This window comes from Pseudonocardia sp. ICBG162, from assembly GCF_020496225.1.
Lineage (GTDB): Bacteria > Actinomycetota > Actinomycetes > Mycobacteriales > Pseudonocardiaceae > Pseudonocardia > Pseudonocardia alni.
The window spans coordinates 470,713-495,623 of sequence record NZ_JAHLJD010000031.1; the positions used below are offsets into that span (position 1 = coordinate 470,713).

Annotated in this window: 17 protein-coding genes; 5 read left to right on the forward strand and 12 right to left on the reverse strand. The window is 75.4% G+C overall.

The genetic code is table 11. The annotated features are described in order from the left end of the window. The first annotated feature begins 25 nt into the window (after nucleotides 1–25). The gene (locus tag KPL60_RS26985) at nucleotides 26–2,254 is read left to right on the forward strand and encodes an NADP-dependent isocitrate dehydrogenase (protein WP_226349893.1); all 2,229 of its coding nucleotides are present in this window, start codon (nucleotides 26–28) and stop codon (nucleotides 2,252–2,254) included. 54 nt (nucleotides 2,255–2,308) lie between these two features. Here KPL60_RS26985 and KPL60_RS26990 read toward each other — a convergent pair whose 3' ends face one another. From KPL60_RS26990 to KPL60_RS27000, 3 genes are all read right to left on the reverse strand, one after another. Then, entirely contained in the window at nucleotides 2,309–3,622 is a 1,314-nt protein-coding gene (locus tag KPL60_RS26990) for a DUF2252 domain-containing protein (RefSeq protein ID WP_226367593.1), read from the reverse strand. Between the two features lie 381 nt (nucleotides 3,623–4,003). Continuing rightward, complete coding sequence (locus KPL60_RS26995; RefSeq protein ID WP_226349891.1) at nucleotides 4,004–4,312, reverse strand: DUF3017 domain-containing protein; 309 nt, start codon at nucleotides 4,310–4,312, stop codon at nucleotides 4,004–4,006. 22 nt (nucleotides 4,313–4,334) lie between these two features. Further along, nucleotides 4,335–5,174, reverse strand: a complete 840-nt coding sequence (locus tag KPL60_RS27000; RefSeq protein WP_255656803.1) for a bifunctional methylenetetrahydrofolate dehydrogenase/methenyltetrahydrofolate cyclohydrolase — start codon at nucleotides 5,172–5,174, stop codon at nucleotides 4,335–4,337. A 244-nt stretch (nucleotides 5,175–5,418) separates the two neighbouring features. Here KPL60_RS27000 and KPL60_RS27005 point away from each other — a divergent pair, with 244 nt between their 5' ends. Continuing rightward, the gene (locus KPL60_RS27005) at nucleotides 5,419–6,087 is read left to right on the forward strand and encodes a GPR1/FUN34/YaaH family transporter (RefSeq protein WP_226367595.1); all 669 of its coding nucleotides are present in this window, start codon (nucleotides 5,419–5,421) and stop codon (nucleotides 6,085–6,087) included. 154 nt (nucleotides 6,088–6,241) lie between these two features. Here the strand turns inward: KPL60_RS27005 and KPL60_RS27010 are convergent, their stop codons facing one another. Then, nucleotides 6,242–9,583, reverse strand: a complete 3,342-nt coding sequence (locus tag KPL60_RS27010; RefSeq protein WP_226367596.1) for an error-prone DNA polymerase — start codon at nucleotides 9,581–9,583, stop codon at nucleotides 6,242–6,244. A 486-nt stretch (nucleotides 9,584–10,069) separates the two neighbouring features. On the opposite strand from KPL60_RS27010, the gene KPL60_RS27015 reads away from it, so the two are divergent. Beyond that, on the forward strand, nucleotides 10,070–11,581 hold the full coding sequence (locus KPL60_RS27015) for a M28 family metallopeptidase (protein WP_226367597.1): 1,512 nt from the start codon (nucleotides 10,070–10,072) through the stop codon (nucleotides 11,579–11,581). A 22-nt stretch (nucleotides 11,582–11,603) separates the two neighbouring features. Here KPL60_RS27015 and KPL60_RS27020 read toward each other — a convergent pair whose 3' ends face one another. The 8 genes from KPL60_RS27020 to sucC all read right to left on the reverse strand — a co-directional run bounded on the left by KPL60_RS27020 (nucleotide 11,604) and on the right by sucC (nucleotide 22,420). After that, nucleotides 11,604–13,475: a DNA polymerase Y family protein gene (locus KPL60_RS27020; RefSeq protein ID WP_255656566.1), complete on the reverse strand. Its 1,872-nt coding sequence runs from the start codon at nucleotides 13,473–13,475 to the stop codon at nucleotides 11,604–11,606. Further along, entirely contained in the window at nucleotides 13,472–14,566 is a 1,095-nt protein-coding gene (locus tag KPL60_RS27025; RefSeq protein WP_226367598.1) for a hypothetical protein, read from the reverse strand. Before KPL60_RS27025 ends, KPL60_RS27020 begins: the two co-directional genes overlap by 4 nt. Nucleotides 14,567–14,837: 271 nt before the next feature. Continuing rightward, entirely contained in the window at nucleotides 14,838–16,397 is a 1,560-nt protein-coding gene (gene purH, locus KPL60_RS27030; protein WP_226349885.1) for a bifunctional phosphoribosylaminoimidazolecarboxamide formyltransferase/IMP cyclohydrolase, read from the reverse strand. Next, complete coding sequence (purN, locus tag KPL60_RS27035; RefSeq protein ID WP_073576416.1) at nucleotides 16,390–16,998, reverse strand: phosphoribosylglycinamide formyltransferase; 609 nt, start codon at nucleotides 16,996–16,998, stop codon at nucleotides 16,390–16,392. The genes purH and purN overlap by 8 nt, the downstream gene beginning before the upstream one ends. Before the next feature lie 128 nt (nucleotides 16,999–17,126). Then, nucleotides 17,127–18,830, reverse strand: a complete 1,704-nt coding sequence (locus KPL60_RS27040) for a DUF6350 family protein (RefSeq protein ID WP_226367599.1) — start codon at nucleotides 18,828–18,830, stop codon at nucleotides 17,127–17,129. A 77-nt stretch (nucleotides 18,831–18,907) separates the two neighbouring features. After that, nucleotides 18,908–20,182: a DUF5336 domain-containing protein gene (locus tag KPL60_RS27045; RefSeq protein WP_226367600.1), complete on the reverse strand. Its 1,275-nt coding sequence runs from the start codon at nucleotides 20,180–20,182 to the stop codon at nucleotides 18,908–18,910. Nucleotides 20,183–20,341: 159 nt separating this feature from the next. Continuing rightward, nucleotides 20,342–21,226 (reverse strand): succinate--CoA ligase subunit alpha, encoded by an 885-nt coding sequence (gene sucD, locus KPL60_RS27050; protein WP_226367601.1) that lies wholly within the window; start codon nucleotides 21,224–21,226, stop codon nucleotides 20,342–20,344. 3 nt (nucleotides 21,227–21,229) lie between these two features. After that, nucleotides 21,230–22,420 carry an ADP-forming succinate--CoA ligase subunit beta gene (gene sucC, locus KPL60_RS27055; RefSeq protein WP_301549002.1) on the reverse strand — a complete coding sequence of 397 codons (1,191 nt, stop codon included), beginning with the start codon at nucleotides 22,418–22,420 and terminating at the stop codon, nucleotides 21,230–21,232. Between the two features lie 261 nt (nucleotides 22,421–22,681). Here sucC and KPL60_RS27060 point away from each other — a divergent pair, with 261 nt between their 5' ends. Both KPL60_RS27060 and KPL60_RS27065 read left to right on the forward strand, forming a co-directional pair. Then, nucleotides 22,682–23,656, forward strand: coding sequence for a triacylglycerol lipase (locus KPL60_RS27060; protein WP_226353733.1), 975 nt, complete (start codon nucleotides 22,682–22,684; stop codon nucleotides 23,654–23,656). A 421-nt stretch (nucleotides 23,657–24,077) separates the two neighbouring features. Next, the gene (locus tag KPL60_RS27065) at nucleotides 24,078–24,866 is read left to right on the forward strand and encodes a M23 family metallopeptidase (RefSeq protein WP_226353734.1); all 789 of its coding nucleotides are present in this window, start codon (nucleotides 24,078–24,080) and stop codon (nucleotides 24,864–24,866) included. Nucleotides 24,867–24,911: the final 45 nt, after the last annotated feature.

Genomic DNA, 24,911 nt, shown 5'->3' on the forward strand with positions numbered 1-24,911 from the left:
GAGCCGAGGCAGGCCTGAGGACGCGATGAAGCTCATCTACACGTACACCGACGAGGCGCCGGCACTGGCGACCCACTCCTTCCTGCCGGTCATCGAGGCCTTCGCCGGCCAGGCCGGGGTCGACGTGGAGACCCGCGACATCTCCCTGGCCGCCCGCATCCTGGCGAAGTTCCCGGACCGGCTGACCGACGCCCAGCGCGTCCCGGACTCGCTGTCCGAGCTGGGCGAGCTGGCGAAGACCCCGGACGCCAACATCATCAAGCTGCCGAACATCTCGGCGTCGATCCCGCAGCTCAAGGCGGCGATCACCGAGCTCCAGGGCGCCGGCTACGACGTACCGGACTACCCGGAGAACCCGCAGAGCGACGAGGAGAAGGCCGCCCGCGCCGCCTACGACTCGGTCAAGGGCTCCGCGGTCAACCCGGTGCTGCGCGAGGGCAACTCCGACCGCCGCGCCCCGCTGTCGGTGAAGAACTTCGCCCGCAAGCACCCGCACTCGATGGGCGCGTGGAGCTCCGACTCCACCAGCCACGTCGCCACCATGGACGACGGCGACTTCCGCCACTCCGAGACCTCGTTCACCGCCGCCGGTGACGGCGCGGTCCGCATCGAGCACGTCGCCGCCGACGGCACCGTCACGGTGCTGAAGGAGAAGGTCGCGCTGCTGGACGGCGAGGTGTTCGACGGCGCCGTCATGCGTCGCGAGCCGCTGCAGGCCTTCCTCGCCGAGCAGGTCGCCGACGCCAAGGCCAAGGGCGTCCTGTTCTCGGTGCACCTCAAGGCCACGATGATGAAGGTCTCCGACCCGATCATCTTCGGCCACGCCGTCCGCGCCTACTTCGCCGACGTGTTCGCCTCCTTCGCCGACGACCTCGCCTCCGTGGGCGCCGACCCCGACGACGGTCTCGCCTCGATCCTGACCGCGCTGGAGAAGCTGCCCGCCGACAAGCGCGACGCCGTCGAGAAGGCCATCACCGCCGCCTACGAGACCGGCCCGGCGCTGGCCCAGGTCGACTCCGCGCGCGGGATCACCAACCTGCACGTCCCGAGCGACGTCATCATCGACGCCTCGATGCCGGCCGCGATCCGCACCTCCGGCCAGATGTGGAACGCCGACGACGCGCTGCAGGACACCAAGTTCGTCATCCCGGACTCGTCCTACGCCCCGCTCTACGACGAGACCGTCAAGCACTGCCAGGCCAACGGCGCCTTCGACCCGACGACGATGGGCACCGTCCCGAACGTCGGCCTGATGGCGCAGAAGGCCGAGGAGTACGGCAGCCACGACAAGACCTTCGAGATCGCCTCCGCGGGCACCGTGCGCGTCGTCGACGCGGCGTCGGGCGAGGAGAAGCTCTCGCACGAGGTCGGCGAGGGCGACATCTGGCGCGGCTGCCAGACCAAGGACGCCCCGATCCGCAACTGGGTCGGACTGGCCGTCGAGCGGGCCCGGGCCACCGGCTCCCCCGCCGTCTTCTGGCTGGACTCGGCGCGCGCCCACGACGCGCAGCTGATCGCGAAGGTCGAGAAGTACCTGGGCGAGCACGACACCGACGGCCTGACCATCGAGATCCTCGCGGTCGCCGAGGCCACCCGCTACACCCTGGAGCGGGCCCGCAAGGGCGAGGACACCATCTCGGTCACCGGCAACGTGCTGCGCGACTACCTCACCGACCTGTTCCCGATCATGGAGCTGGGCACGTCGGCGAAGATGCTGTCGATCGTCCCGCTGATGAACGGCGGCGGCCTGTTCGAGACCGGCGCCGGCGGGTCCGCGCCGAAGCACGTGCAGCAGCTGCAGAAGGAGAACCACCTGCGGTGGGACTCCCTCGGCGAGTTCCTCGCGCTGGCCGTCTCGCTGGAGATGCTGGCGTCGAAGACCGAGGAGCCGCTGCGGGCCAAGCTGCTCGGCCAGACCCTCGACGAGGCCACCGGCAAGCTGCTGGAGAACGGGAAGTCGCCGTCGCGCAAGGTCGGGGAGCTCGACAACCGCGGCAGCCACTTCTACATCGCGCTGTACTGGGCGCAGGCCCTCGCCGCGCAGACCGAGGACACCGAGCTGGCCGCGATCTTCGCCCCGCTCGCCGAGAAGCTCGCCGCCGCCGAGGACACGGTCGTCGGTGAGCTGAACGCGGTCCAGGGCGACCCGGTCGACCTGGGCGGCTACTACTACGTCGACCGCGCGAAGACCGACGCGGTCATGCGGCCGAGCGCCACGTTCAACGCGGCGATCGACGCCTTCGCCGGCAAGTAGCCCCACCGCCGACGGCCCGTCCTCCCGCTGCCGGGAGGGCGGGCCGTCGTCGTGTCAGGCCGAGCTGACGCCGGGGATGCGCCCGGAGCGGAACGCCTCCACGAACAGTGCGTGGTCCGCGCGCACGGTCCGGGCGTAGTCGTGGGCGAACTCCACGACCCACTCGACGAACGCGTCCTCCGCGCCCGCGGTGCGCGCCGCGACCGCCTCCTCGACCCGGAAGTCGACGAGTGCGTGGTCGGCGTCGGCGTCGGCCACGCAGTGGATCTTCGCCGTGGCCCGGCCCAGGTCCGCGACGACCGGCGCGATCTCGTCGGGCTCGGTCAGCTCCGACCAGTCCAGGTCCGCCTCGTAGGGCGAGACCTCGGCGACGACGAACCCGACGCCACCGAGCTCGGTCCAGCCCAGCATCGGGTCGGCGTGCGCCTGCAGCGCGCGCTGCGACACCGCCGTCCGGTGCCCGTGGTGGCGGAACGCCGCGGCCACCCGCTCGTCGGTGACCACCCGCGACGGCGCGGCCACGTTGCCCTGCTTCATCGACACGACGATGTCGTTGTCCAGCGCCTGGTTCAGCCCCTCGACCAGCACCGTGTACGTCGGCAGCCCGGCGCTGCCGATGCCCACACCGGAACGCCCGGCGACGTCCTTGACGGTGTAGGCGACGCCGCGGTGACGCCGGGACTCCGGGATCGTGGCCACGTAGGCCTCGAACGCGGCGGTGACCGCGGCCTTCTCGTCGTCGTCGAGGGTGCGGACACCGGGGCCGGCACGCAGGATCCGGTCGAAGCCCTCGGTCTCGGTGATCGCGTCGAGCAGCCCGACCCGGGTCCGGGTGCGCGCGGTCTGCAGGACCTGGTGCACCGGGCCGTCGGTGGTGTCCAGGCGCAGGGAGAACGCGTCGTCGTCGCGGTCGGCGAAGTGCCGCACCTGGGCCAGGTAGCTGCGGCAGTAGCGCTCGACGAGCTCGGACAGCGACCGGTCCGACAGCGCCTTGCGCCAGCCGAGCAGGCACAGGCTGGCCGCGAACCGGGTGACGTCCCAGGTCCAGTGGCCGAGGTAGGCCTCGTCGAAGTCGTTGACGTCGAAGACGAGCACGCCGTCGCCGTCCATGTAGGTGCCGAAGTTCTCGGCGTGCAGGTCGCCCTGGATCCAGACCCGGCCGGTGCGGTCGTCGACCCAGGGGTCCTCGCGGCGGGCGACGTCGTCGTAGAACAGGCAGGCGCTGCCCCGGTAGAACGCGAACGGGTCGGCGGCCATCTTCCGGAACTTGGTCCGGAACGCCGACGGGTCGGCCGCCATCAGGTCGTCGAAGGCGGTCACGAGGGTGTCGACGATGTGGCCGCTGCGGTCGGTCATGGCGGCGATCATGCTCGCGGACGGTGGCGGGGACCACCTCCGTCCGTGGGGTGCCGCCGGACCGGGCGCCGCCGACCGGGTGGCGGATCGATCTTCGTTGCGATCAACGGGTGATCAGCGGGGCCACCGTGGGCGACATCACGCAACTCGTCCGGAGCAACCCCCGTCCCGGAGCGGGTGTACCCACCGGTAGAATCTCGTTAGCGATGATCATTATCAGGCCGTCCTGCAGCGCACCGACCGGGGATCTCCCCGCCCGGCCGGGCCGGGTCGTGCGCGCGACCAGCACCGGCCCCGGGCGTCCGGGGAGCAAGCGTCCCGCCGGCCCGCGCAGGCCCCCGACCCGGCGCCCGGCGGGCCCGGAGACGACCGGCGGCTCCCGCAGCTGACCACTCAGCTGATGGTCAGCGAGCCCTGGGTGATCGTCAGCGCCAGCAGCAGGACGACGACGCCGAACCCGCCGTACACCAGCGCGTCGGCGTAGCGGCCGCGGATCGCGAGCAGCCCGACCCGGTCCGGCGGCAGCGCCACCCGCAGGCCCGCGGCGACCAGCATCGCCACCGCCAGCGCCGCGGACCCCTCGCGCCAGTGCTCGGTGACCACCCGCTGCAGCCCGACCAGCGACACACCGAGGACGACGAGCAGCGGCCAGTGCGCCCGCAGCCGGGCCCGCAGGCCGTGCCCGGAGCGGGTCGTCACCATCACCGCCCCCTGCCGCCGCCCGTCACGCCGACAGGCTGCGCTCGGCTGCCTCGACGACGTTCGTCAGCAGCATCCCGCGGGTCATCGGTCCCACGCCACCCGGCATCGGCGCCAGCAGCCCGGCGACCTCGGCGACCTCGGGCGCCACGTCGCCGACCAGGCCCAGGTCGGTACGGGTGACGCCGACGTCCAGCACCGCGGCGCCCGGCCTGATCTGGTCGGCCGTGATGAGCCCGGCCCGCCCCGCCGCCGCGACGACGACGTCGGCCTCCCGCAGGTGCGCCGTCAGGTCCCGGGTGCCGGTGTGGCACAGGGTGACGGTCGCGTTCTCCGAGCGGCGGGTCAGCAGCAGCCCCAGCGGGCGGCCGACGGTCACGCCACGACCCACGACGACGACCCGCGCTCCGTTCAGCTCGACACCGAACCGGCGGCACAGCTCGACGATGCCGCGCGGGGTGCACGGCAGCGGTCCCGGCTCGCCGAGGACCAGGCGGCCCAGGTTGGTCGGGTGCAGGCCGTCGGCGTCCTTGCCCGGGTCGACCCGCTCCAGCGCGGCGCCGGCGTCGAGGCCGTCCGGCAGCGGGAGCTGCACGATGAAGCCCGTGCAGGTCGGGTCGGCGTTCAGCTCGTCGATCGTGTCCTCGACCTGGGCCTGGCTCGCGTCGGCGGGGAGCTCGCGCTGCAGCGAGGTCATGCCGACCTTGGCGCAGTCGCGGTGCTTGCCGCGCACGTAGGCGTGCGATCCGGGGTCGTCACCGACCAGCACCGTGCCCAGCCCGGGGGTCACCCCGGCGGCGGTCAGCTTCTCGACTCGGCCCCGCAGGTCCTCGAGCAGCTCCGCCAACGTCGCCTTGCCGTCCATCACGCGTGCGGTCACCCGGGCATCCTCTCAGGTGACGCCCGGGCCGGTCGAACCTGACCGAAGGACGCGTACGTGCCGCGCAAGTAGGGGACGCCGCCCCCGCGACCTGCGACGACGGTCCGGTTGCGTGCGACCGGGGTACAGGTCGGGGTCTGGTCGTACGGAGGGGCGAAAAACGATCTCCACGAGAGCAGAATCACACCGCCGGTGCACGACCGGTCACGAACTCGACGAGGAGTTTTCCATGAGCGTGGAGAGCGACACCGCGGGGGCGCAGGCCGCTGCTGCCCCGCCCGCCCCGGCAGCAGCCGCCCCGGCTGCCAACCCGGCCCTGATGGGCCTCATCTGCTTCCTGCCGTCCGGCATCACGCTGGGCCTGTGGTTCGTGGGCTACCTGGACACCACCGCACTGCCCGGCGGCATGATCCCGATCGTGACCTTCTCGGCGGGCCTGTTCCTGCTGCTGTCGGCCATGGTCGCGCTGCGCGTCGGGGACAGCGTCACCGCCGCGATCTTCGGTGTCTTCTCCGCGTTCTGGACCAGCTTCGGCGTGCTGCTCATGGCGCTGAACAACGGCTGGATCATCGACGCCGGCACCGGACAGGCCCTGTCCACCGAGCAGGTCGGGTCGATCCAGTCGACCTACCTGCTCTCCTTCACCCTGGTGTTCGTCCTGCTGACGCTGGCGACGCTGCGGCTGCCGCTGATGTTCACGATCGGCTTCGTGCTCGTCGACATCACCTTCGTGCTGGCCTACATCGGTGTGACCGCGGGCAACGCGGGCCTGTTCCCGATCGCCGGGATCACGACGTTCGCGTTCTGCATCGTTTTCGCCTACATCCTGTTCGACGCGTTCGGCCAGACCCTGGGCGGACGCGCGATGTCGATGGGCGGGCCGCTCGTCAAGTCCTGACCCCGTCGCGACCGCCCGCGGGCCCCGCCGGTTCCTCCGGCGGGGCCCGCGGCGTGCCCGGTTCCGGTGGTCCGCGTGTCCCGGTGGTCCCGGTGGTCGGGGACCGCGGGGCCCGGCGGTCGCGGGGGCCCGGCGCCGGGCGCGGGCGGGACGGTCAGCGGAAGTCCCGGGACACCACCTTCACCGCCAGCGGCATCCGCTGCAGCCGGTCGGCCAGCAGGTTCAGCACGCCCTCCGGGCTGCGTTCGAGCCGGCCCCGGACCAGCAGCCCGGCGCTCCCCAGCGCCACCGACCGGTAGCGCGCCCACAGGCCCTCCGAGCAGGTCACGTTCAGCATCCCGGACTCGTCCTCGAGGTTCACGAACGTCACCCCGCGCGCGGTCGCCGGGCGCTGGCGGTGGGTGACCAGTCCCCCGACCAGCACCCGGGCCGGGGTGTCCGGGCCGGCGTGGCGGCCCACCTCGTCGAGCCGGTCGATCCGGACCGCACCGAGCGCGTCGAGGTCCGCGCGCAGGTGCTGCACCGGGTGGCTGTCCGGGGAGACGCCGGTGGCCCAGACGTCGGAGACGGTCAGCTCCGCCTCGGTCATCCCCGGCAGGGCCGGCGCGTCGAACCCGACGGCGGTGCCCGGCAGGTGCTCGGGGCGCACCCCCGCGACGACGCCCGCCGCCCACAGCGCCTCCCGCCGCTCCACCCCGAAGCAGCCGAACGCCCCGGCCGTCGCCAGCGCCTCGGCCTGCGGGCCGGTCAGCCGGACCCGGCGCGCCAGGTCGGGCAGGTCCGCGAACGGCCCGCCCGCGTCGCGCTCGGCGTCGATGACCCCGGCGAGGTCCGCGCCGACGGTGCGGACACCCGCCAGGCCGAGCCGGACCGCCCGGCCGCCGGTGCTGTCGTCGTCGGGTTCGAGGACGGCGTCGGCCCGCCCGGCGTTGACGTCCGGCCGGTGCACCCGCACGCCGTGCCTGCGGGCGTCGGCCACCAGCGACTGCGGCGAGTAGAAGCCCATCGGCTGGGCGTTGAGCAGGCCCGCGCAGAACGCCGCCGGGTGGTAGAGCTTGAACCACGCCGAGTAGTAGACGAGCGCGGCGAAGCTGATCGAGTGGCTCTCCGGGAACCCGAAGTTCGCGAAGGCCAGCATCTTGGCGAAGATCCGTTCGGCGAGCTCGCCGGTGATCCCGTTCGCGGCCATCCCGTCGTAGAAGCGCCCGCGCAGCCGTTCCATCCGCTCGGTGGACCGCTTGGAGCCCATCGCCCGGCGCAGCTCGTCGGCCTCGGCCGCGGTGAACCCCGCGACGTCGACGGCGATCTGCATCATCTGTTCCTGGAACAGCGGGATGCCCAGCGTCTTGTGCAACGCGGGCTTGAGCAGCGGATGGTCGTGGTCCCAGGTCTCGAGCTCGTTGCGCCGCCGGATGTAGGGGTGCACCGAGCCGCCCTGGATCGGGCCGGGCCGGATCAGCGCGACCTCGACGACGAGGTCGTAGAACTCGCGCGGGCGCAGCCGCGGCAGGGTGGCCATCTGGGCGCGGGACTCCACCTGGAACACCCCGACCGAGTCCGCGCGCGACAGCATCGCGTAGACCTCCGGGTCGGACTCGCCGATCGCGTGCAGCTCGATCCGCTCACCGGTGACGGTCGTGACCAGGTCCACCATCAGGTGCAGCGCGGTGAGCATGCCCAGCCCGAGCAGGTCGAACTTCACCAGCCCGGCCGCGGCGCAGTCCTCCTTGTCCCACTGCACGACGGTCCGGTCGGCCATCCGCGCCCACTCCACCGGCACGACCTCGGACACCGGCCGGTCGCAGATGACCATGCCGCCGGAGTGGATGCCCAGGTGCCGGGGCGCACCCATCAGCTGCCCCGCGAGGTCCAGCAGCAGCGGCGGCATCTCCTGCGGGAGCTCGCTCGCCTCCAGGGCGTGCCAGCGTTCGACGCGCCTGCTCCAGGCGTCCTGCTGGCCGGGTGAGAACCCGAGCGCGCGGGCGGTGTCGCGGATCGCCGACCGCGGCCGGTAGGTGATGACGTTCGCGACCTGCGCGGCGAACAGCCTGCCGTAGCGGCGGTAGACGTACTGGATCGCCTCCTCGCGGCGGCCGGACTCGATGTCGAGGTCGATGTCGGGGTAGCCGTCGCGGTCCGGGGACAGGAACCGTTCGAACAGCAGCCCGTGCCGGACGGCGTCGACGTTGGTGATGCCCAGCGCGTAGCAGACCGCCGAGTTCGCGGCCGATCCCCGGCCCTGGCAGAAGATGTTCGACCGGCGGCAGAAGTCGACGATGTCGTGGACGATCAGGAAGTAGCCGGGGAAGTTCTTCGCCTCGATGATCTCCAGCTCGCGCTGCACGGTGTGCGCCGCGAACGGGTTCTCGTCACAGCTGCCATAACGCTCCATCCGGCCGCGTTCGGTCAGCACCCGCAGCCAGGTCGTCTCGGTGTGCCCGGGCGGGACGTCGAACGGCGGCAGGTCCGGCGCCACCAGGTGCAGCTCGAACGCCAGCTCCCGGCCCAGCTCCGCCGCGCGCTCCACCGCGCCGGGGTGGCGCTCGTCGAACCGCAGGGCCATCTCCCGCCCGGACCGCAGGTGCGCGGTGCCCGCCGCGGGCAGCCAGGGGTCGATCTCGTCGAGGCTGCGGCGGGCCCGGACCGCGGCGACGGTCGCGGCCAGCGGGGCCCGGTCGGGGGTGGCGTAGTGCGCGCCGGTCGTCGCCACCGTCGCGACGCCGGCCCGCTCGGCCAGCGCGGCCAGTGCGTCGTTGCGCTCGGTGTCGCCGGGCTCGCCGTACACGGTCAGCTCGACCCGCACGTTCTCCGCGCCGAAGCGCGCGACCAGCCGGTCCAGCTCCGCCGCGGCGGCCACCGGGCCCGAGCGGTCCAGGGCGCGGCGCACCGCGCCCTTGCGGCAGCCGGTGAGCACGACGACCTTCCCCGCGGTGTCGGCGACGACCTCGTCCGGGTCGTAGACCGGCCGCCCCTTCTCCCCGCCCCGCATCTGCGCGGTGGAGATGGTGCGGCACAGCGCGCGGTACCCGTCGGGGCCGCGGGCCAGCAGCAGCAGGTGCTCGCCCTCGGGGTCGGCGACGCCGTTCTGCGGGGCGGTCAGCCCGGTGCTCAGCTCGGCGCCGAACACCGTGCGCACCCCGAGCGCGCGGGCCGCCTCGGCGAACCGAACGACCCCGTACATGCCGTCGTGGTCGGTGAGCGCGACCGCCTCCAGCCCCAGCTCGGCAGCACGCTCGACCAGCTCCTCCGGGGCGCTCGCGCCGTCGAGGAAGCTGAAGTGCGAGTGGCAGTGCAGCTCCGCGTACGGCACGACGCCCGGCCCCGCCGGGTGCAGGTCCTCGGGCGGCTCGTAGGGGCCGCGGTGGACGGACCAGGCCGGTGCGTCACCGCCGTCGGCCTCCGGGCCGCCGCGCAGGCTCGCGCCGTCGCGCACGGAACGACCCGACAGCGCACTCTCCAGCTCCGCCCAGGGGACGTCCGGGTTCTGCCAGCCCACCCGTGCAGCGTACTCGAACACAAGTTCGAACGTCGAGCGCCGGGTTCCGCGGACGGGCGTCGCCGTGCGGGCCGGCCGGCTGCTCCCCAGCGCCGGTCGGCCCCGCACGGCGGGTCCGGGCTCCGGCGCGGCACACCGGCCGCTCCCCAGCGCCGGCCCGCGGGCCACCCGGACGTACCCATCCGGTGCCGGCAGGTGGTTCGTGGACCGCCCCGCCGACATCTCCGAGTTCACCAGCCGAACCTGTGGAACGACTGAGACCCCGGTGTGGATCGACCGAGGATCACCGCGGCCCCGGGTCGCGCCGGGTCGTACCGTCGTGTTCGTGACGCCGTGTCGTGATCGTCGGTTCACCGCACGGCCATGCCCGATGGCGGATGCTGGTCCGACGCCGCGGCGCCCGACCGGTACCGCGCACGCACGAGGAGCGCCGGACACCCGGCGCGGACGAGGCCCGGCACCGGGCCGGACGGCAGGGGTGGCTCCATGGGACGGGCGAGCACGACGGGTGGCCGGCACCGGCCACGCCTCGGGAACCGGCTGGTCAGGGTCGCGGCGGCCGGGGTGGCCGTCGTCGCGCTCGCGGCCTGCGCGGACGTCCCCGCGGCGCCGGGCACCGCGACGATCGGCACCACCGGCGGCGGGAGCCAGGGGGCCGCGCAGGGCGACCCCGGCCTGCCGCAGCGGCTCGCGGCCGCGGTCGGCGGCGACGGCGCCTACGCCCACCTGCAGCAGTTCGAGAAGCTCGCCGACGCGAACGACGGCAACCGCGCGGTGGGCACCCCCGGGTACGACGCGGCCGTCGACCACGTCGTCGGGACCCTGCGCGCGAGCGGGTTCGAGGTGTCGACCCCGTCGTTCGAGGTGCGCACCTTCTCCGCGGGCGACGCACGGCTGACCGTGGCCGGCGCACCCGTGACGACCGAGGTGCTCGGCTTCTCCCCCGCCACCCCGCCCGGCGGGCTGACCGCGCCGCTGTCGCTGCGCCCGCGCACCCCGCAGGACCCGACACCGGGCTGCGACGCCGCCGACTACACCGGGATGCCCGCCGGGGCCATCGCCGTCGTCGAGCGCGGGACCTGCGAGTTCGGCCAGAAGTCCCGGCTCGCGGGGGCGGCGGGCGCGGCGGCGGTGATCGTGGTCAACACCGAGGACGCGGCCCTGCCCGCCACCCTCGGCGACACCCCGGGGGTCGTCCCGACGGCGGCCGTGACGAAGACCGCCGGAGCCGCCCTGCGCGACGGCCAGCAGGCGTCGCTGGTGCTCGACACCACGATCCGGCAGCAGACCTCGCGGAACGTGATCGCCGAGACCACCACCGGCGACCCGGGCCGGGTCGTGGTCGCCGGGGCCCACCTCGACAGCGTGCCCGAGGGCGCCGGCATCAACGACAACGGCAGCGGCAGCGCCGCCCTGCTCGAGATCGCGCAGAAGCTCGGCGGCTCCCCGCCGGTCGGCCAGAAGGTGCGCTTCGCGTGGTGGGGCGCCGAGGAGATCGGCCTGGTCGGCTCGACGAAGTACGTCGAGGGCCTGTCCGAGGCCGACCGCGCGCGGATCGCGCTCTACCTCAACTTCGACATGGTCGGCTCGCCGAACCCCGGCTACCTCGTCTACGACGGCGACAACTCCGACGGCCTCGGCGGCGAGGCGGGCCCGCCCGGCTCCGACACCGCGGAGCGCGTCCTGACCGAGGCGCTGGTCGGGGCGGGCGTGAACGGCCCCGAGGGCACCGCGTTCGACGGGCGCTCGGACTACGGCCCGTTCATCGAGGCCGGCATCCCGGCCGGTGGCCTGTTCACCGGCGCCGAGGAGCAGAAGACCCCGGAGCAGGCGCAGAAGTGGGGCGGCACGGCGGGACAGTCCTACGACCCCTGCTACCACACGGCCTGCGACCGGCTGACCAACATCGACCGGACGGCACTGGACCGGAACGTGACGGCGATGGCCTCGGCGATCGGCCGGTTCGCCGTCGACCTCACCGGGATCCCGCAGCGCTGACCCGCCCGCGGCGGCCGGTGGCTCAGTCGTAGACACCGGTCACCTCCCAGCGGCCGCCGCGGTGCACGAGCAGCAGAGCCGTGCCGTCGGCGAGCACGACCTGCAGCCGGACCGCGGGCCCGGGGCCGTCGGGGGCCCACCAGCGGGTGTGCACCGGCCAGGGTCCGGCCCAGCCGGTGACCTCCCGGTCCGGGCCGCCGCCCGCGACCCGGCGCGGGACGCCGTCGAGCAGGTCCGGCGCGGCCGGGCACACCTCGGCGCCGTCCGCGGCGAGCAACCGGACCGGGAGCGGGTCCGGGGGCACCGTCGCCGGGGACGGTGCCGGGAGCCGGCCGGGCCAGGTCGCCGGGGGGTCGGCGGGTGGCCGACGCCCGGGAGCGCGGCGGGGGTGTGCGGTCCCGTTCCGCTCCCCGTCCCGGGGCCGTCCCGCGGGCCCGGCCTCTCCCGGCTCCTTCTCCGCGGCCTCGTCGGGCACGGCGTCGCCGGGACGTGCCACCGCCGGCCGCCCGGGGGCCGGTCCGGGCGGCTCGGGGTCCGCCTGCTCCGCATGCCCGGGGGCACCGGCGGCGCCGTCCCGCGCGGGAGCCACGGGTCCCGGCCGGGCGGGGACCGCCGTGTCCTCGACCACCCGCTCGTCGCCCCACGGCACCAGCCGCACCCGCTCGCCCGGGTCCCGGCCGCCCGCCGGGACCGCGGTGAGCACCGCCTCCGGCCCGAGCAGCGCCTGCACCCGGACCAGGGCCCGCCCGGCCCGCTCGTCGCCCTCGCCGACGTCGCCCCACAGCCCGCGCTGCAGCGCCCCGGCGACCACGGTGTCCTCCGGGGTGAGCCGCAGCGCGACCAGCGTCCCGGAGCCGCCGCGCCCGAGCCACGAGTCGAGCTGCCAGCGCACCCGGTCCACCGTCCCGGACGGTGTCAGCGGCTCGGCGCACCGCCAGACCCTCAGCAGCTCCTCCCCGCTCTCCGTGCGTGCGTGCACCCCCAGCCGGGTGCAGGCCAGGCCGTGCCCGGCGAGCGCGGTGTGCAGCCGGGTCGCGAGTGCCCGCGCGGCGAAGGCGGCCGCGTCGACCCTGTCCACCGGCGGGTCCAGCTCGACCGCCGCGGACAGCTCCTCCGGCGGGACCCGGCGCGCGGGCGGGCGGGGGTCGAGTCCACGGGCGAGCCGGTGCGCGACCACCGCGTCGGCGCCGAAGCGCGAGGCCACGTCGGCCTCCGACAGCGACGCGAACGCCCCCAGCGACCGCAGCCCCAGCCGGCGCAGCAGGTCCACCAGCGCGGCCCGGTCGACGTCGGGGTCCCGGTCCAGCTCGGCGACCTCCAGCGGTGCGAGGAACTCCGCCGACCGTCCCGGCGGCACCCCGCGCCCCCGGCGGGCGGCGAGCGCGGCGGCGAACATCCCGTCCGCGACGCCGATCTGGCACTCGGTCCCGGCGTGCAGCGCGACCTGGTCGATCAGCCGCTCCACCGCGGCGCGCTCCCCGCCGAACCAGCCGACCGGACCGCGCGCGGGCAGCACCAGCAGCCCCGGCCGCACCACCTCGACGCCGGGGGCGAGCGCCTCCACCGCGGCGGCGACCGGCTCGAACAGCCGGGCGTCGCGCCCCGGGTCGGGGGCGAGCACCACGAGCTCCGGGCACCGGGCCTGCGCCTCCCGGCGCCACAGCCCCCGGCGGACCCCGTGCCGGCGGGCCGTCGCCGAGCAGGCCAGGACCCGGTTGGCGTGCAGGACCGCGGCCGGCCGGTCCGCCGGGACGTGCGCGTGCGCGGCGCGGGCGGCGGCGGTGACCGGCCAGTCCGGGGACCAGACCGCCAGCACCCGCGGGTCGGGCTCCGCCCGTCCACCGCCGCCCGTGCCCGTCGCGCCGCCCGCCTCCGTCGTACCGGGCGTGCTCATCCCGCCGCCCGGGCCACGGGTCGCGCGACCGGGACCTCACCCACCGCCGCTGCCGCGGAGACCGCGGGCACCGACGGCACCGAGGCGATCGCGGGCACCGACGGCACCGCGGGGACCGAGGGCGTCGCCGGGGCGGGGACGACCGTCCCGCCGGGGCCCGGGAGGAGCACCTCCACCCCCCACCCGGCCGGGCCGATCCCGCGCCCCTCCACCCGGACCTCGACCCGCCGGGACCGCAGCCGCCCCGTCCCGCGGCCGACGCCCTCCCAGCGCGGACGGGTGCAGTGCAGCCGCAGGTCGGCACCCGGCCATCCACCGAGCGCCAGCAGCACCGCGCCCCGCTGCCGGGCCCGCGCGGCGAGCCGCTGCCGGTCCCCGGCCCGCAGCCCGGCCCGCTCCGGCCCGGCCACCGCCACGAGGTCCAGCCCGTCCAGCAGCGCCGCGGTCACCCCGACCAGGTCCGCGCCGGGGTCGGGGACCAGCGCCAGCCGGTCCAGCCGCACGCCCGCCTCGGCCGCTGCCGTCGCGCCGAGGCCGGGACGGCCGACCACGCCCGCCCACGCGCCCTCCGCGGACGCGGCGGCCAGCAGCGCGAACAGCAGCGACCCCGCACCGGACCCCACGCCCACCGCCACGGTGGACCCCCGCCGCAGGCCCCCGCCGGGCAGCAGACCGGCCAGCGGCCCCGGCACCGGCAGCAGGTCGGCCTCGGTCACCGGACGCGCCTCGACCGTCCCGGCGCTGCGGGCCGGGGGCTCCGGCTCCGGGCAGGGCCCCACGGGCCCCGGCCGGGTCCGCTCCAGACCCGCCCGGGTCTCCGTGCGGCGCAGGACGTGCCGGGCCCGGGCGAGCCGCTCGGCGGCCGAGCCCGCCGGGGACCCCGGCCCCCCGGCCGGGCCCCGCGCCCCGGGCAGCGGCTCCCGCCCGCCCCCGGGGGCACGTGACCCGGCCCCGACCACCGGCCCGGCCCCCTCCGGACCGGTGTCGTCCCCGACGTCGACGCCGGCTCCCCCACCGACACCGCCGACCACCCGGCCGACCGCCGCCGCTCCCCCGACGACGACCGGCCCCTCGCCCGCACCGACGCGCACCGCAGTACCTCCCCGCCACACACCGCGCCACGACCGAACGGCCGCGACCTCGCCCGGCGCGCCGCGGGGAAGGCGACGCGTGCTCGAACTGACGTTCGAAGCATAGGGCCTGTGCCGCCGCTCCGCATCCCCCGGGTGGGGGTGGTGACGACGACGGGAGGACCGTCGCACGCACCCCCGACATTCTCGGCCGGAACACCCCCCGACCTGCGGGAACGCCGACGGCCCGGGCCGCGCGAGGCGGTCCCGGGCCGTCGGGGTGAGCGGTGGGTCAGTGGGCGAAGTGCCGCGTCCCGGTCAGGTACATCGGCACGCCCGCCTTCGCGCAGGCCGCGACGACCTCGTCGTCGCGGACCGAGCCGCCGGGCTGCACGACGGCGGCGACACCGGCGTCGAGCAGCACCTCCAGCCCGTCGGGGAAGGGGAAGAACGCGTCGGAGGCGGCGACCGAGCCGCGGGCCCGGTCCCCGGCCCGGGTCACGGCGAGCTTCGCCGCGTCGACCCGGTTGACCTGGCCCATGCCGACACCGACCGCGGCGCCGTCGTGGGCGAGCAGGATCGCGTTGGACTTCACCGCGCGGCAGGCGCGCCAGGCGAACGCGAGGTCGTCGAGCACCTCGGGGGCGACGGCGTCGCCGGTGACGAGCTTCCAGGCGGCCGGGTCGTCGCCGTCGGCGTCGACGAGGTCGCGCTGCTGCACCAGCAGCCCGCCGGAGATCGGGCGGAGCTCGGTGCCGGTGCGGGCAGCGCCGTCGGGGATGCGCAGGACGCGGACGTTCTTCTTGCGCTGGAGCACCTCGAGGGCGCCGTCGGCGTAGCCGGGGGCCACGACGACCTCGGTGAAGATCTCGGCGACCTGCTCGGCCATCGCGACCGAGACCTCGCCGTTGACCGCGATGACCCCGCCGAACGCCGACACCGGGTCGGTGGCGTGCGCCTTGCGGTGGGCCTCGGCGACGTCGGCGCCGACCGCGATCCCGCACGGGTTGGCGTGCTTGATCACCGCGACCGTGGGGCGGTCGCCGTGGTCGTGCGCGGCGCGCCAGGCTGCGTCGGCGTCGACGTAGTTGTTGTAGGACATCTCCTTGCCGTGCAGCTGCTCGGCGCCGGCGAGGCCGGAACCGGTGCCGTCGGTGTAGAGCGCGGCGGACTGGTGCGGGTTCTCGCCGTAGCGCAGCGGGCGCTCGCGGGTCCAGGTGGCGCCGACCCACTCGGCGGAGGCGTCGTCGTCGCCCGTGGGGAACTGCTCGCCCATCCAGGTCGCGACCGAGACGTCGTAGGCGGCGGTGTGCCGGTAGGCGTCGGCGGCCAGCCTGCGGCGGTCCTCCACGACGAACCCGCCCGCGCCGACCTGCTCGAGCACCCAGGCGTAGCGCGACGGGTCGACGACGACCGCGACGCTCTCGTGGTTCTTCGCCGAGGCCCGCACCATCGCCGGGCCGCCGATGTCGATCTGCTCGACGGCCTCGTCGCGGCTCGCGCCGGACGCGACGGTCTCGCGGAACGGGTAGAGGTTGGACACCAGCAGGTCGAACGGCGCGATGTTCAGCTGCTCGAGCTGCGCGAGGTGCTCGGGCTTGCGGGTGTCGGCGAGCAGCCCGGCGTGCACCCGCGGGTGCAGGGTCTTGACCCGGCCGTCGAAGCACTCGGGGAACCCGGTGACCTCCTCGACGGGGGTGACCGGGACGCCGGCGTCGGCGATCCGCTGTGCGGTGGAGCCGGTCGAGACGATCTCCACCCCGGCGGCGTGCAGCCCGGTGGCCAGGTCGAGGAGACCGGCCTTGTCGTAGACGCTGATCAGGGCCCGGCGTACCGGCCTGCGCTCACTCACTGTTCACCTCGTGGGGTTGGGCGGCGGTGGCGAACCGTCGCACGGTCGCGACCAGCAGCCGTCGTTCCTCGGTCTTGATGCGCTCGTGCAGGGAGGTCTCGTCGTCGCCCGGGAGCACGGGGACCTCCGCCTGCGCGAGCACCGGTCCGGTGTCGAGCCCGGCGTCGACCTCGTGCACGGTCGCGCCGGTGACGGGCACCCGGGCGGCCAGCGCGTCCCGGACGGCGTGCGCGCCGGGGAACGCCGGCAGCAGCGCCGGGTGCGTGTTCAGCATCGGGCATCCGAGCGCGTCCAGGAAGGCCGGGGAGACGAGCTTCATGAACCCCGCGCCGACGACGAGGCCCGGCCGGTGCGCGAGGACGGCCGCGGCGAGCGCGGTGTTCCAGGCGTCGCGGTCGGGGTGGTCGGCGACCCGCTCGACGAAGGTGGGGACACCCGCGGCGCGGGCCCGGTCGAGCCCGGTGGCACCCGCGCGGTCGGCCCCGACGGCGACGACGGCGAACCCGGCGCCCGCGGTGTCGAGCAGTGCCTGCAGCAGGGTGCCGCTCCCGGAGACGAGGACGACGACCCGCAGCGCCCCGTGCCGCTCCTGCGCGCCCACCGTGTCCCTTCCTCGCCGGTCCGGGCCGCTCCACGGCCCCTGGCCAGGGTAGACGCGCCCTCCGACGACGACGGCGCCCGGTGCGGTGGCCCGGGTCACCCGGCCCGGCCGGGGCCCGGGGCGTCGGGTCAGTCGTCCCGGGAGCGGTCGCGGGGGCGTGTGATGCGGTCGGTCCGGTCCTCGGCACGCCGGCCGGTCGGGTCGGCCGCGCGGCGGTCGCCGGGCCCGTGGTCGTCCACGTCGTCCACGTCGTCCACGTCGTCGCCGTGGTCGAGGTCGGTGGTGTCCTCGTCGGCGGCGGCGCGGCGGGCGGCCGTGCGACCGGCTCCGTCGGGCTCCTCGTCGGGGACGGCGTCGGGGTAGGGGTAGAAGTCGCCGTGGCCCCCGTCGTCGTCCCACGCGGCGTCGGCACGGCGGGCGGGCGCCCCGGCGGTGCGACGGCGTTCGACCAGTTCCCCCACCGTCGACGCGCGACGGCGGTCCCGGGCGGCCCGGGTCCGATCGACCGCGGTCCGCGACCGGTCGGTGCCGCCCATCGGGACGTGCCGGGCGAGCTCGGTCCCGGCGCAGGTCAGCACGGCCGGGATCCCGACCAGCAGCAGCGCGCAGCCGAGGACCGCCCACGGGTGGAACGACACCGGGTCGTAGGGCCCGCCCGCGAGCGCACCCCCGGCGAGCGCCGCCGGGACGGCCGCCCCGACCGCGACGACCACGGCCGCCAGCGCCGGTGCCGCGACCCGGTCCACGACCGGCGCGTCCTCCCCCAGCGCCCGCCGGCAGGCGATCCCACCGAGCACCCCCGCGACGACGGGCAGCAGCACGACCAGCACCGCGGCCGTCGGGACGGTGGTGACGGGCAGGACCACCGCGGGCGGGAACGGCGGCAGCGGACCCGGCTCGACGCCGAACGGACCGGACCGGGCGATGCCGACCGACACCCCCGCGCCCAGCGCCCAGGACAGCGCCCCGACCAGGGCGTTCGGCAGGTACCCGATGCTCAGCACCAGCACCCCGACGCCCGCCCAGGCGCCGGGGGCGATGCGCTCGGCGGTGTCGGCGACGTCCGAGGCGCTCGCGAGCAGCGCCACGGTCAGGACGAGGGCGGCCACCAGCAGCATCGCGGCGGCCGCGACCCGGGCCCCGGCCAGCGCCGCGCCGGGCCACCCCGCCAGCACCCGCTTCCAGGCCGCCGGCGCCCCGCAGGCGTGGACGACGCCGATCCCGGCGGCCGCCCCGGCCACCAGCCCGGCCCCGATCATCGACGCCCAGGGGGCGGTGACGGCCATGTCCCGCGGCAGCAGCGCCCCGGCGAGCACGGCGACCGCGGCGGCGGCCCCGGCCTGGGACGCGACGACGGCGCCCGCGTCGTGCCGGACCCGCCCGCCCAGGCGGAGCACCGCCCAGCGCGAGCAGAAGGCGACCAGCGCGACGACCACCAGCGTCGGCAGCAGCGGCAGCACCCCGAACGGGTGCCCGTCCACGGCGACCGGGATGAGGTGCGCGCCCAGCCACAGCGGGACGGCGGTGGCCAGCGCCCCGTCCGCGGTGACCGCGACGCCACCGGTGCCGGTCAGCAGCGCCGCCACCGGGACGAGCATCGTGTACCCGGCGAGGACGGCGCCCATCGTGGCCACGAGCAGGATCCGCAGCCGGTCCAGCCCGGTGCCGGTCCCGGTACCGCGCGTCGGGGTCCGGGCGGGGCGGCGGCGCCCCCGCTCCCGGTCCGCGACGGCGGTCGCGCGCCCACCGCGGGACCGCTCCGGTGCGGACCCGGTGGACCGGGCCCGGGAGGCCGGGCGACCGCGGGCGGGACGGGGCGGGGTGGTGCTCACCCGGTCAGCGTCGCAGCGAACGCGGCCCGGGAGGGGCAGGCACGCCGCGACGTGCCGGGGCCCACGGTTCCGGCCGGTCAGGCGGAGCCGTCACCGCCGGGCCGGAAGGTGCGGGTGGCCTCGTCCTCACCGGATGCCGGGGACGCGGGGCGCTCGGTCTGGTCGCCGGCCGCCGGGGCGGAGCCGGAGCCGGGGATCGCGGAGGGGCGGGTGACGCCCGCGTCGTCCCCGGTACCGCCCGCGCCCGCCGTGTAGGGGGTGGTCGCGGGCGGGACCTGCTCGGCCCCCGGCGCGCCGGTCACCGCGGCGGCGCGGTCGCCGTAGGACACCCCGGAGAAGGCGCCGCCCGCGCCGGACGGCGTGTGCGGTGCCGCGTCGGCCTGCGGGGTGCGGCCGCCGACCGCGTGGCGGCCCGCGTCGTCGCCGGTCCGGTCCTGCGCCCCGGGCACCTCGGGCGCGCCGTGGGCCCCGGACTGCACCGGGTACTGCCCGGCGGCGGGCTGCGACGCCGCGGGCACCGCACCGGGGGCGCCGTACGCGGCGGCACCGGCGTGGTCCGCACCGGGCTGCACCGCACCGGACTGCACCGCACCGTGGGCGGCGCCGTACTGGCCCGCTCCGTACTGACCGGCGCCGTACTGACCGGCGCCCGGCTGGGCGACACCGTGCTGTCCCGCACCGGGCTGCCCCGCGCCGTACTGGCCCGCACCGGGCTGGCCGGGGGCGTACGGGGCCGCGCCGGGCTGGGCGGCGTAGGGGCTCACGCCGTACTGGCCCGAGGCGTAGGGGTCCGCGCCGTAGGGCGTCGCACCGGAGGCCGCGCCGTACGGGGCCGCGGCACCCGGCTGGCCCGCGCCGTAGGGCTGCTGCGGCATCCAGGGCGGCTGCTGTCCCGGCGGGACCTGGCCGGGCCCCCAGCCGGGCTGCCCGACGTGCGACGGGCGCTGCGCCCGCGGCGCGGGGGCGGAGACGACGCCGGACAGGAGGAGCTGGGCGTAGAGCAGTGCGGCGGCGGCGAGCAGCGCGACCACGAACACGACCCAGCCGAGCGTGCCGCCGATCGCCCCGGTGCCGGTGCCGGCCAGGAGCAGCAGCATCGTCAGCGCCCCCGTCGTCGACAGGACCACGCCCGCGACCAGGGTGCGCCCGGTGCCGGGCAGCAGGGTGAGGGCTCCCGCGACGCCACCGGCGACGACCATCGCGACCGGGAACAGCCCGGTCGTGACGTCGAAGAAGGTCAGGACCAGCGCCAGCAGGGCCAGCACGGCCCCCGCCAGGACGGCGATCCGCACCGTCGGAGCGGGCGCGGCCTGCTCCGGAGCCGGGACGGCCCCGGGCTCGTTGCTCGACATGACGACCACTCCCGTGCGACGGATGGACTCGCTGCACCGCACGCTAGCCGATGCCCCCGACACGGCCGGGTGAGGCGCACCTGGTGCACACAGCACGACGCGCGGGCACCCGGGGAAGTTCCCGGGGCCCGCGCGTCGGACGTGCGATCCGCTCTCCGATCAGGCGGAGAGGATCTCCTTCATCAGCGCGGCGGTCTCGGACGGCGTCTTGCCGACCTTGACACCGGCGGCCTCGAGGGCCTCCTTCTTGGCCTGCGCGGTACCGGCCGAGCCGGACACGATCGCGCCGGCGTGGCCCATCGTCTTGCCCTCGGGGGCGGTGAAGCCCGCGACGTAGCCGACGACCGGCTTGGTGACGTTGGCCTTGATGAAGTCCGCGGCGCGCTCCTCGGCGTCGCCACCGATCTCACCGATCATCACGATGGCCTCGGTCTCGGGGTCCGCCTCGAACGCCTCGAGGGCGTCGATGTGGGTGGTGCCGATGACCGGGTCGCCGCCGATGCCGATGGCGGTGGAGAAGCCGAACTCACGCAGCTCGTACATCATCTGGTAGGTCAGCGTGCCGGACTTCGACACCAGGCCGATCCGGCCCGCGCCGGCGATGTTCGCCGGGATGATGCCCGCGTTGGACTTGCCGGGCGAGATGATGCCGGGGCAGTTCGGGCCGATGATCCGGGTCTTGTTGCCGGTGGCGACCGCGTGCGCCCAGAAGTACGCCGAGTCGTGCACCGGGATGCCCTCGGTGATGACGACGGCCAGCGGGATCTCGGCGTCGATGGCCTCGATCACGGCGTCCTTGGCGAACTTCGGCGGGACGAAGATGACCGACACGTCGGCGCCGGTCTCCTTGATCGCCTCCTCCACCGTGCCGTACACGGTGACGTCCTTGTCGCCGATGCTGTGCGTGGTCCCGGCCTTGCGGGCGTTCACACCACCCACGATGTTCGTCCCGGCGGCGAGCATCTTGGTGGCGTGCTTGGTGCCCTCGCCGCCCGTGATGCCCTGGACGATGACCTTGCTGTTCTCGTTGAGGAAGATCGACATGTCTCAGGCTCCAGCGTTCGCGAGCTCGGCGGCCTTGGCGGCCGCGTCGTCCATCGTGCCCACCACGGTGACGAGCGGGTGGTTCGCGTCGGCGAGGATCTGACGACCCTCCTCGACGTTGTTGCCGTCCAGGCGGACGACCAGCGGCTTGGTCGCGTCGTCGCCCAGGATCTTGAGGGCCTCGACGATGCCGTTGGCGACCGCGTCGCACGCGGTGATGCCGCCGAAGACGTTGACGAAGACGCTCTTGACCTCGTCGTCGCCCAGGATGACGTCCAGGCCGTCGGCCATGACCTGCGCCGAGGCGCCGCCGCCGATGTCGAGGAAGTTGGCGGGCTTGACCCCGCCGTGCGCCTCGCCGGCGTAGGCGACGACGTCGAGGGTGCTCATGACGAGCCCCGCGCCGTTGCCGATGATGCCGACCTGGCCGCCGTCGAGCTTGACGTAGTTGAGGCCCTTGGCCTTGGCCTTCGCCTCGAGCGGGTTCTCGGTGCGCTCGTCGACCAGGTCCGCGTGCTGCGGGTGCCGGAAGTCGGCGTTGGTGTCCAGGGTGACCTTGCCGTCGAGGGCGATCACCTTGTCCTGCGGGTCACGGACCAGCGGGTTGACCTCGACCAGCGTCGCGTCCTCGGAGACGAAGGTCTCCCAGAGCTTCACGATCACGTTCGCGGCCTCGTCGGCGACGGCGGCCGGGATCTTGCCCGCGGCGACGATCTCGTCGGCCTTGGCCTTGTCGACACCGGCGATCGGGTCGATGGCGATCCGGGCCAGCGCGTCCGGGCGCTCGACGGCCAGCTGCTCGATCTCCATGCCGCCCTCGGCCGAGCACATGGCCAGGAAGGTGCGGTTGGACCGGTCCAGCAGGAAGGAGAAGTAGTACTCCTCGGCGATGTCGCTGGCCTCGGTGACCAGGACCTGGTGCACGGTGTGGCCCTTGATGTCGAGGCCCAGGATGGCCTCGGCCTTCTCCTTGGCCTCGTCGGCGTTCTCGGCCAGCTTCACGCCGCCGGCCTTGCCCCGACCACCGGTCTTGACCTGTGCCTTGACCACGACGGCGGTGCCCAGCTCGGCCGCCGCGGCCGCCGCGTCGGCGGCGTTGTCCACGGTCCGGCCCGGCAGCACCGGGACTCCGTGCGCGGCGAAGAGGTCCTTCGCCTGGTACTCGTAGAGGTCCACTCGGCTCTCCCGCTCCACTTCGCTCTCGCCGCGACCGGCGCGACCCCGGCTCGTTCTCCGGGCGCGCCCCGCACAGGTGGCGGGCGGCAGCGGTCGCGGACGTCGGTGATGCTGCGTCGGGGAGCCTAGCCACGCCGCGCGCACCGGTCCTGACCTGGGCCGGTGACCGCTGTCACCCCGTCGGCGCAGTGCTCGATTCAGATCGACCGACCGAGTGATCGGGGCCACCGATCGTCCCGCGACACAGCGGAATCCTGTGACCTGCCTTACCTTTCGGACATGGCGACGTCGCTACCCGGAGGCGCTCGCCTGCGCGCGATCGCCGACGGGGCGCTGTCGACAGTGACGGCCGCGACGTCCGATCTCGGGCAGGCGGCGGGCTACGCCGCGCGGACCTTCACCTCGCGTGCGGGGCTGCGCGGGCTGGCGCTGGAGGGCGCCTGGCTGGCCGCGCACCTCGCGCTGTACCCGATCGGGCTGGCCGAGGAGACCGTCCGGCCGCAGGGCCACTGGCGCACCGACAGCCTGCCGCCGGTCAAGCGCAGCCTGGTCGTCGCCGACCCCACCGCCGCCGGGACGCCGATCCTGCTGGTCCACGGGATCATGGACAACCGCTCGGTGTTCACCGTGTTCGCCCACGAGCTGCGCCGGCGCGGCTTCGGGGTGGTGCACGCCATCAACTACAGCCTGTTCACCGACGACGTCCGCACCGCGGCGCACGAGCTGCGCGGCCACGTCGAACGGCTGCGCGAGGCCACCGGGTCGGACCGGGTGCACATCGTCGGACACTCCCTCGGCGGGGTGATCGCCCGCTACTACGTGCAGCGGATGGGGGGCGACGCCGTCGTCGACACCCTGGCGACGCTCGGCAGCCCGCACTCGGGCAGCAACCTGGCCCGGATCGCGCCGCTGCCGCTGTGCCGCCAGCTCTGCCCCGGCTCGGCGATCCTGCGCGAGCTGGACGAACCGGCCCCCGGCTGCCGGACCCGCTTCCTGGTGGTCTGGTCGCGGATGGACGAGATCATCGTCCCGCAGCGGAACTCCCGGCTGCGCCACCCGGACCTCGACGTCACCGAGCTGGAGCTCGACGACGTGGGCCATCTCGCGCTGCCGGTGGACCGGCGCACCGTGCACTTCGTGGCGAGCACGCTGGCCCGCGGGGAGGCGGAGCGCCGCGAGCACGACCGGGTGCGCGACCGGCGGCTGCGCGGGTCGCTGCGGCTGGTCGGCCGGCACACCGCCGAAGGCGCATGAACACAGCCGAAGGCGCCTGAGCGTCCGATCCGGGCGGGGGAACGGGATCCTCCGTTCGCCGTCGCGTCGCCGACCGCCCGACCGGTCGCCGATGATCCACGACCGTCCGCAACCGCGCGGCGGGCCGCCGTTGCCGCTCGGCGGGGCCCGGGTTACCGTCGCGTTGTCCACGTCACGGACCGGTCACGGTGATCGGTGTCGTCCCGAACGACGCCATCCCCCGACGGAGCCCCCACTCCGACGATCACCGCCGAACGGCCCGCGGCGCCCTGAACACCAGAAGGGCAGTCTTGTCGCGCCACCGCTTCCCCAGCGGCGCCACGCGACCGGAGGCCCGGCCCGGCACGCTCCCCCTGTGCCGCCGGCCGGTCACCGGCTCCCGGCGCTCCCGGCTCCCCCGCCGATGGTCTCGCGTACCCGTGTGACCGTGGCCGCGGCGGCCGGAGGTGCCCTGGTCGCGGCCGGTCAGACGGTCGCCGGAGCCCTCGGGGTGCCCGGCTGGGGCGGTGAGGCCTCGGTCGAGGAGGCCTACGCCCGGCTCGCCGCCTCGGCGATGCTGCCGGTGTCCAGCGACACCCGCCCGGCCGACACGACCGCCCCGATGGACACCTCCGCGATCGGCGGCGAGCAGCTCAGCGCGCAGGCCGCGTCGCTGCCCGACCTGGACTCCACCTCGAAGGTCGACGTCGCCAACCTGACGAAGGCCGCCCGGATGGGCCGCGAGGCCGCCAAGCTGGAGCGGGCCGTGACGACCGCGATGTCGCACGGCGCCCCGAAGGCGGTCATGTACAACGGCGAGGCCCTGGTCATGCCGACGGCCGGTCGGTTCACCTCCGGCTTCGGCGCCCGCTGGGGCGTGCAGCACAAGGGCATCGACCTCGCCGCCCCGATCGGCACCCCGATCTTCGCCCTGACCGACGGTGTCGTGGAGAAGTCCGGCCCCGCCAGCGGCTTCGGGATGTGGGTGGTGCTCAAGCACCCCGACGGCACCAGCACCGTCTACGGCCACATCAACCGGTCGTTCGTGCAGGAGGGCCAGCAGGTCAAGGCCGGCGACGAGATCGCCGAGGTCGGCAACCGCGGCCAGTCCACCGGCCCGCACCTGCACCTCGAGGTGTGGGAGCCGGACGGCACCAAGATCGACCCGCTGCCGTGGCTGGCTGCGCGCGGCCTCGACGTCACCGCCGCGACGGGTTCGCGCGACGCCTGATCGGCGGGCGCCGCTCCCCCGGTCCGCCCGGACGGTCCAGAATGG

Bases quoted from the DNA above. Each gene is read 5' to 3' on its own strand.
- KPL60_RS26990 (WP_226367593.1), bottom strand. From the start codon at position 3,622: ATGATCGCCGCCATGACCGACCGCAGCGGCCACATCGTCGACACCCTC.
- KPL60_RS27045 (WP_226367600.1), bottom strand. From the start codon at position 20,182: ATGTCGAGCAACGAGCCCGGGGCCGTCCCGGCTCCGGAGCAGGCCGCG.
- sucD (WP_226367601.1), bottom strand. From the start codon at position 21,226: ATGTCGATCTTCCTCAACGAGAACAGCAAGGTCATCGTCCAGGGCATC.
- KPL60_RS26985 (WP_226349893.1), top strand. From the start codon at position 26: ATGAAGCTCATCTACACGTACACCGACGAGGCGCCGGCACTGGCGACC.
- KPL60_RS27000 (WP_255656803.1), bottom strand. From the start codon at position 5,174: ATGGACGGCAAGGCGACGTTGGCGGAGCTGCTCGAGGACCTGCGGGGC.
- KPL60_RS27020 (WP_255656566.1), bottom strand. From the start codon at position 13,475: ATGAGCACGCCCGGTACGACGGAGGCGGGCGGCGCGACGGGCACGGGC.
- KPL60_RS27060 (WP_226353733.1), top strand. From the start codon at position 22,682: ATGGCGACGTCGCTACCCGGAGGCGCTCGCCTGCGCGCGATCGCCGAC.
- KPL60_RS26995 (WP_226349891.1), bottom strand. From the start codon at position 4,312: ATGGTGACGACCCGCTCCGGGCACGGCCTGCGGGCCCGGCTGCGGGCG.
- KPL60_RS27015 (WP_226367597.1), top strand. From the start codon at position 10,070: ATGGGACGGGCGAGCACGACGGGTGGCCGGCACCGGCCACGCCTCGGG.
- KPL60_RS27005 (WP_226367595.1), top strand. From the start codon at position 5,419: ATGAGCGTGGAGAGCGACACCGCGGGGGCGCAGGCCGCTGCTGCCCCG.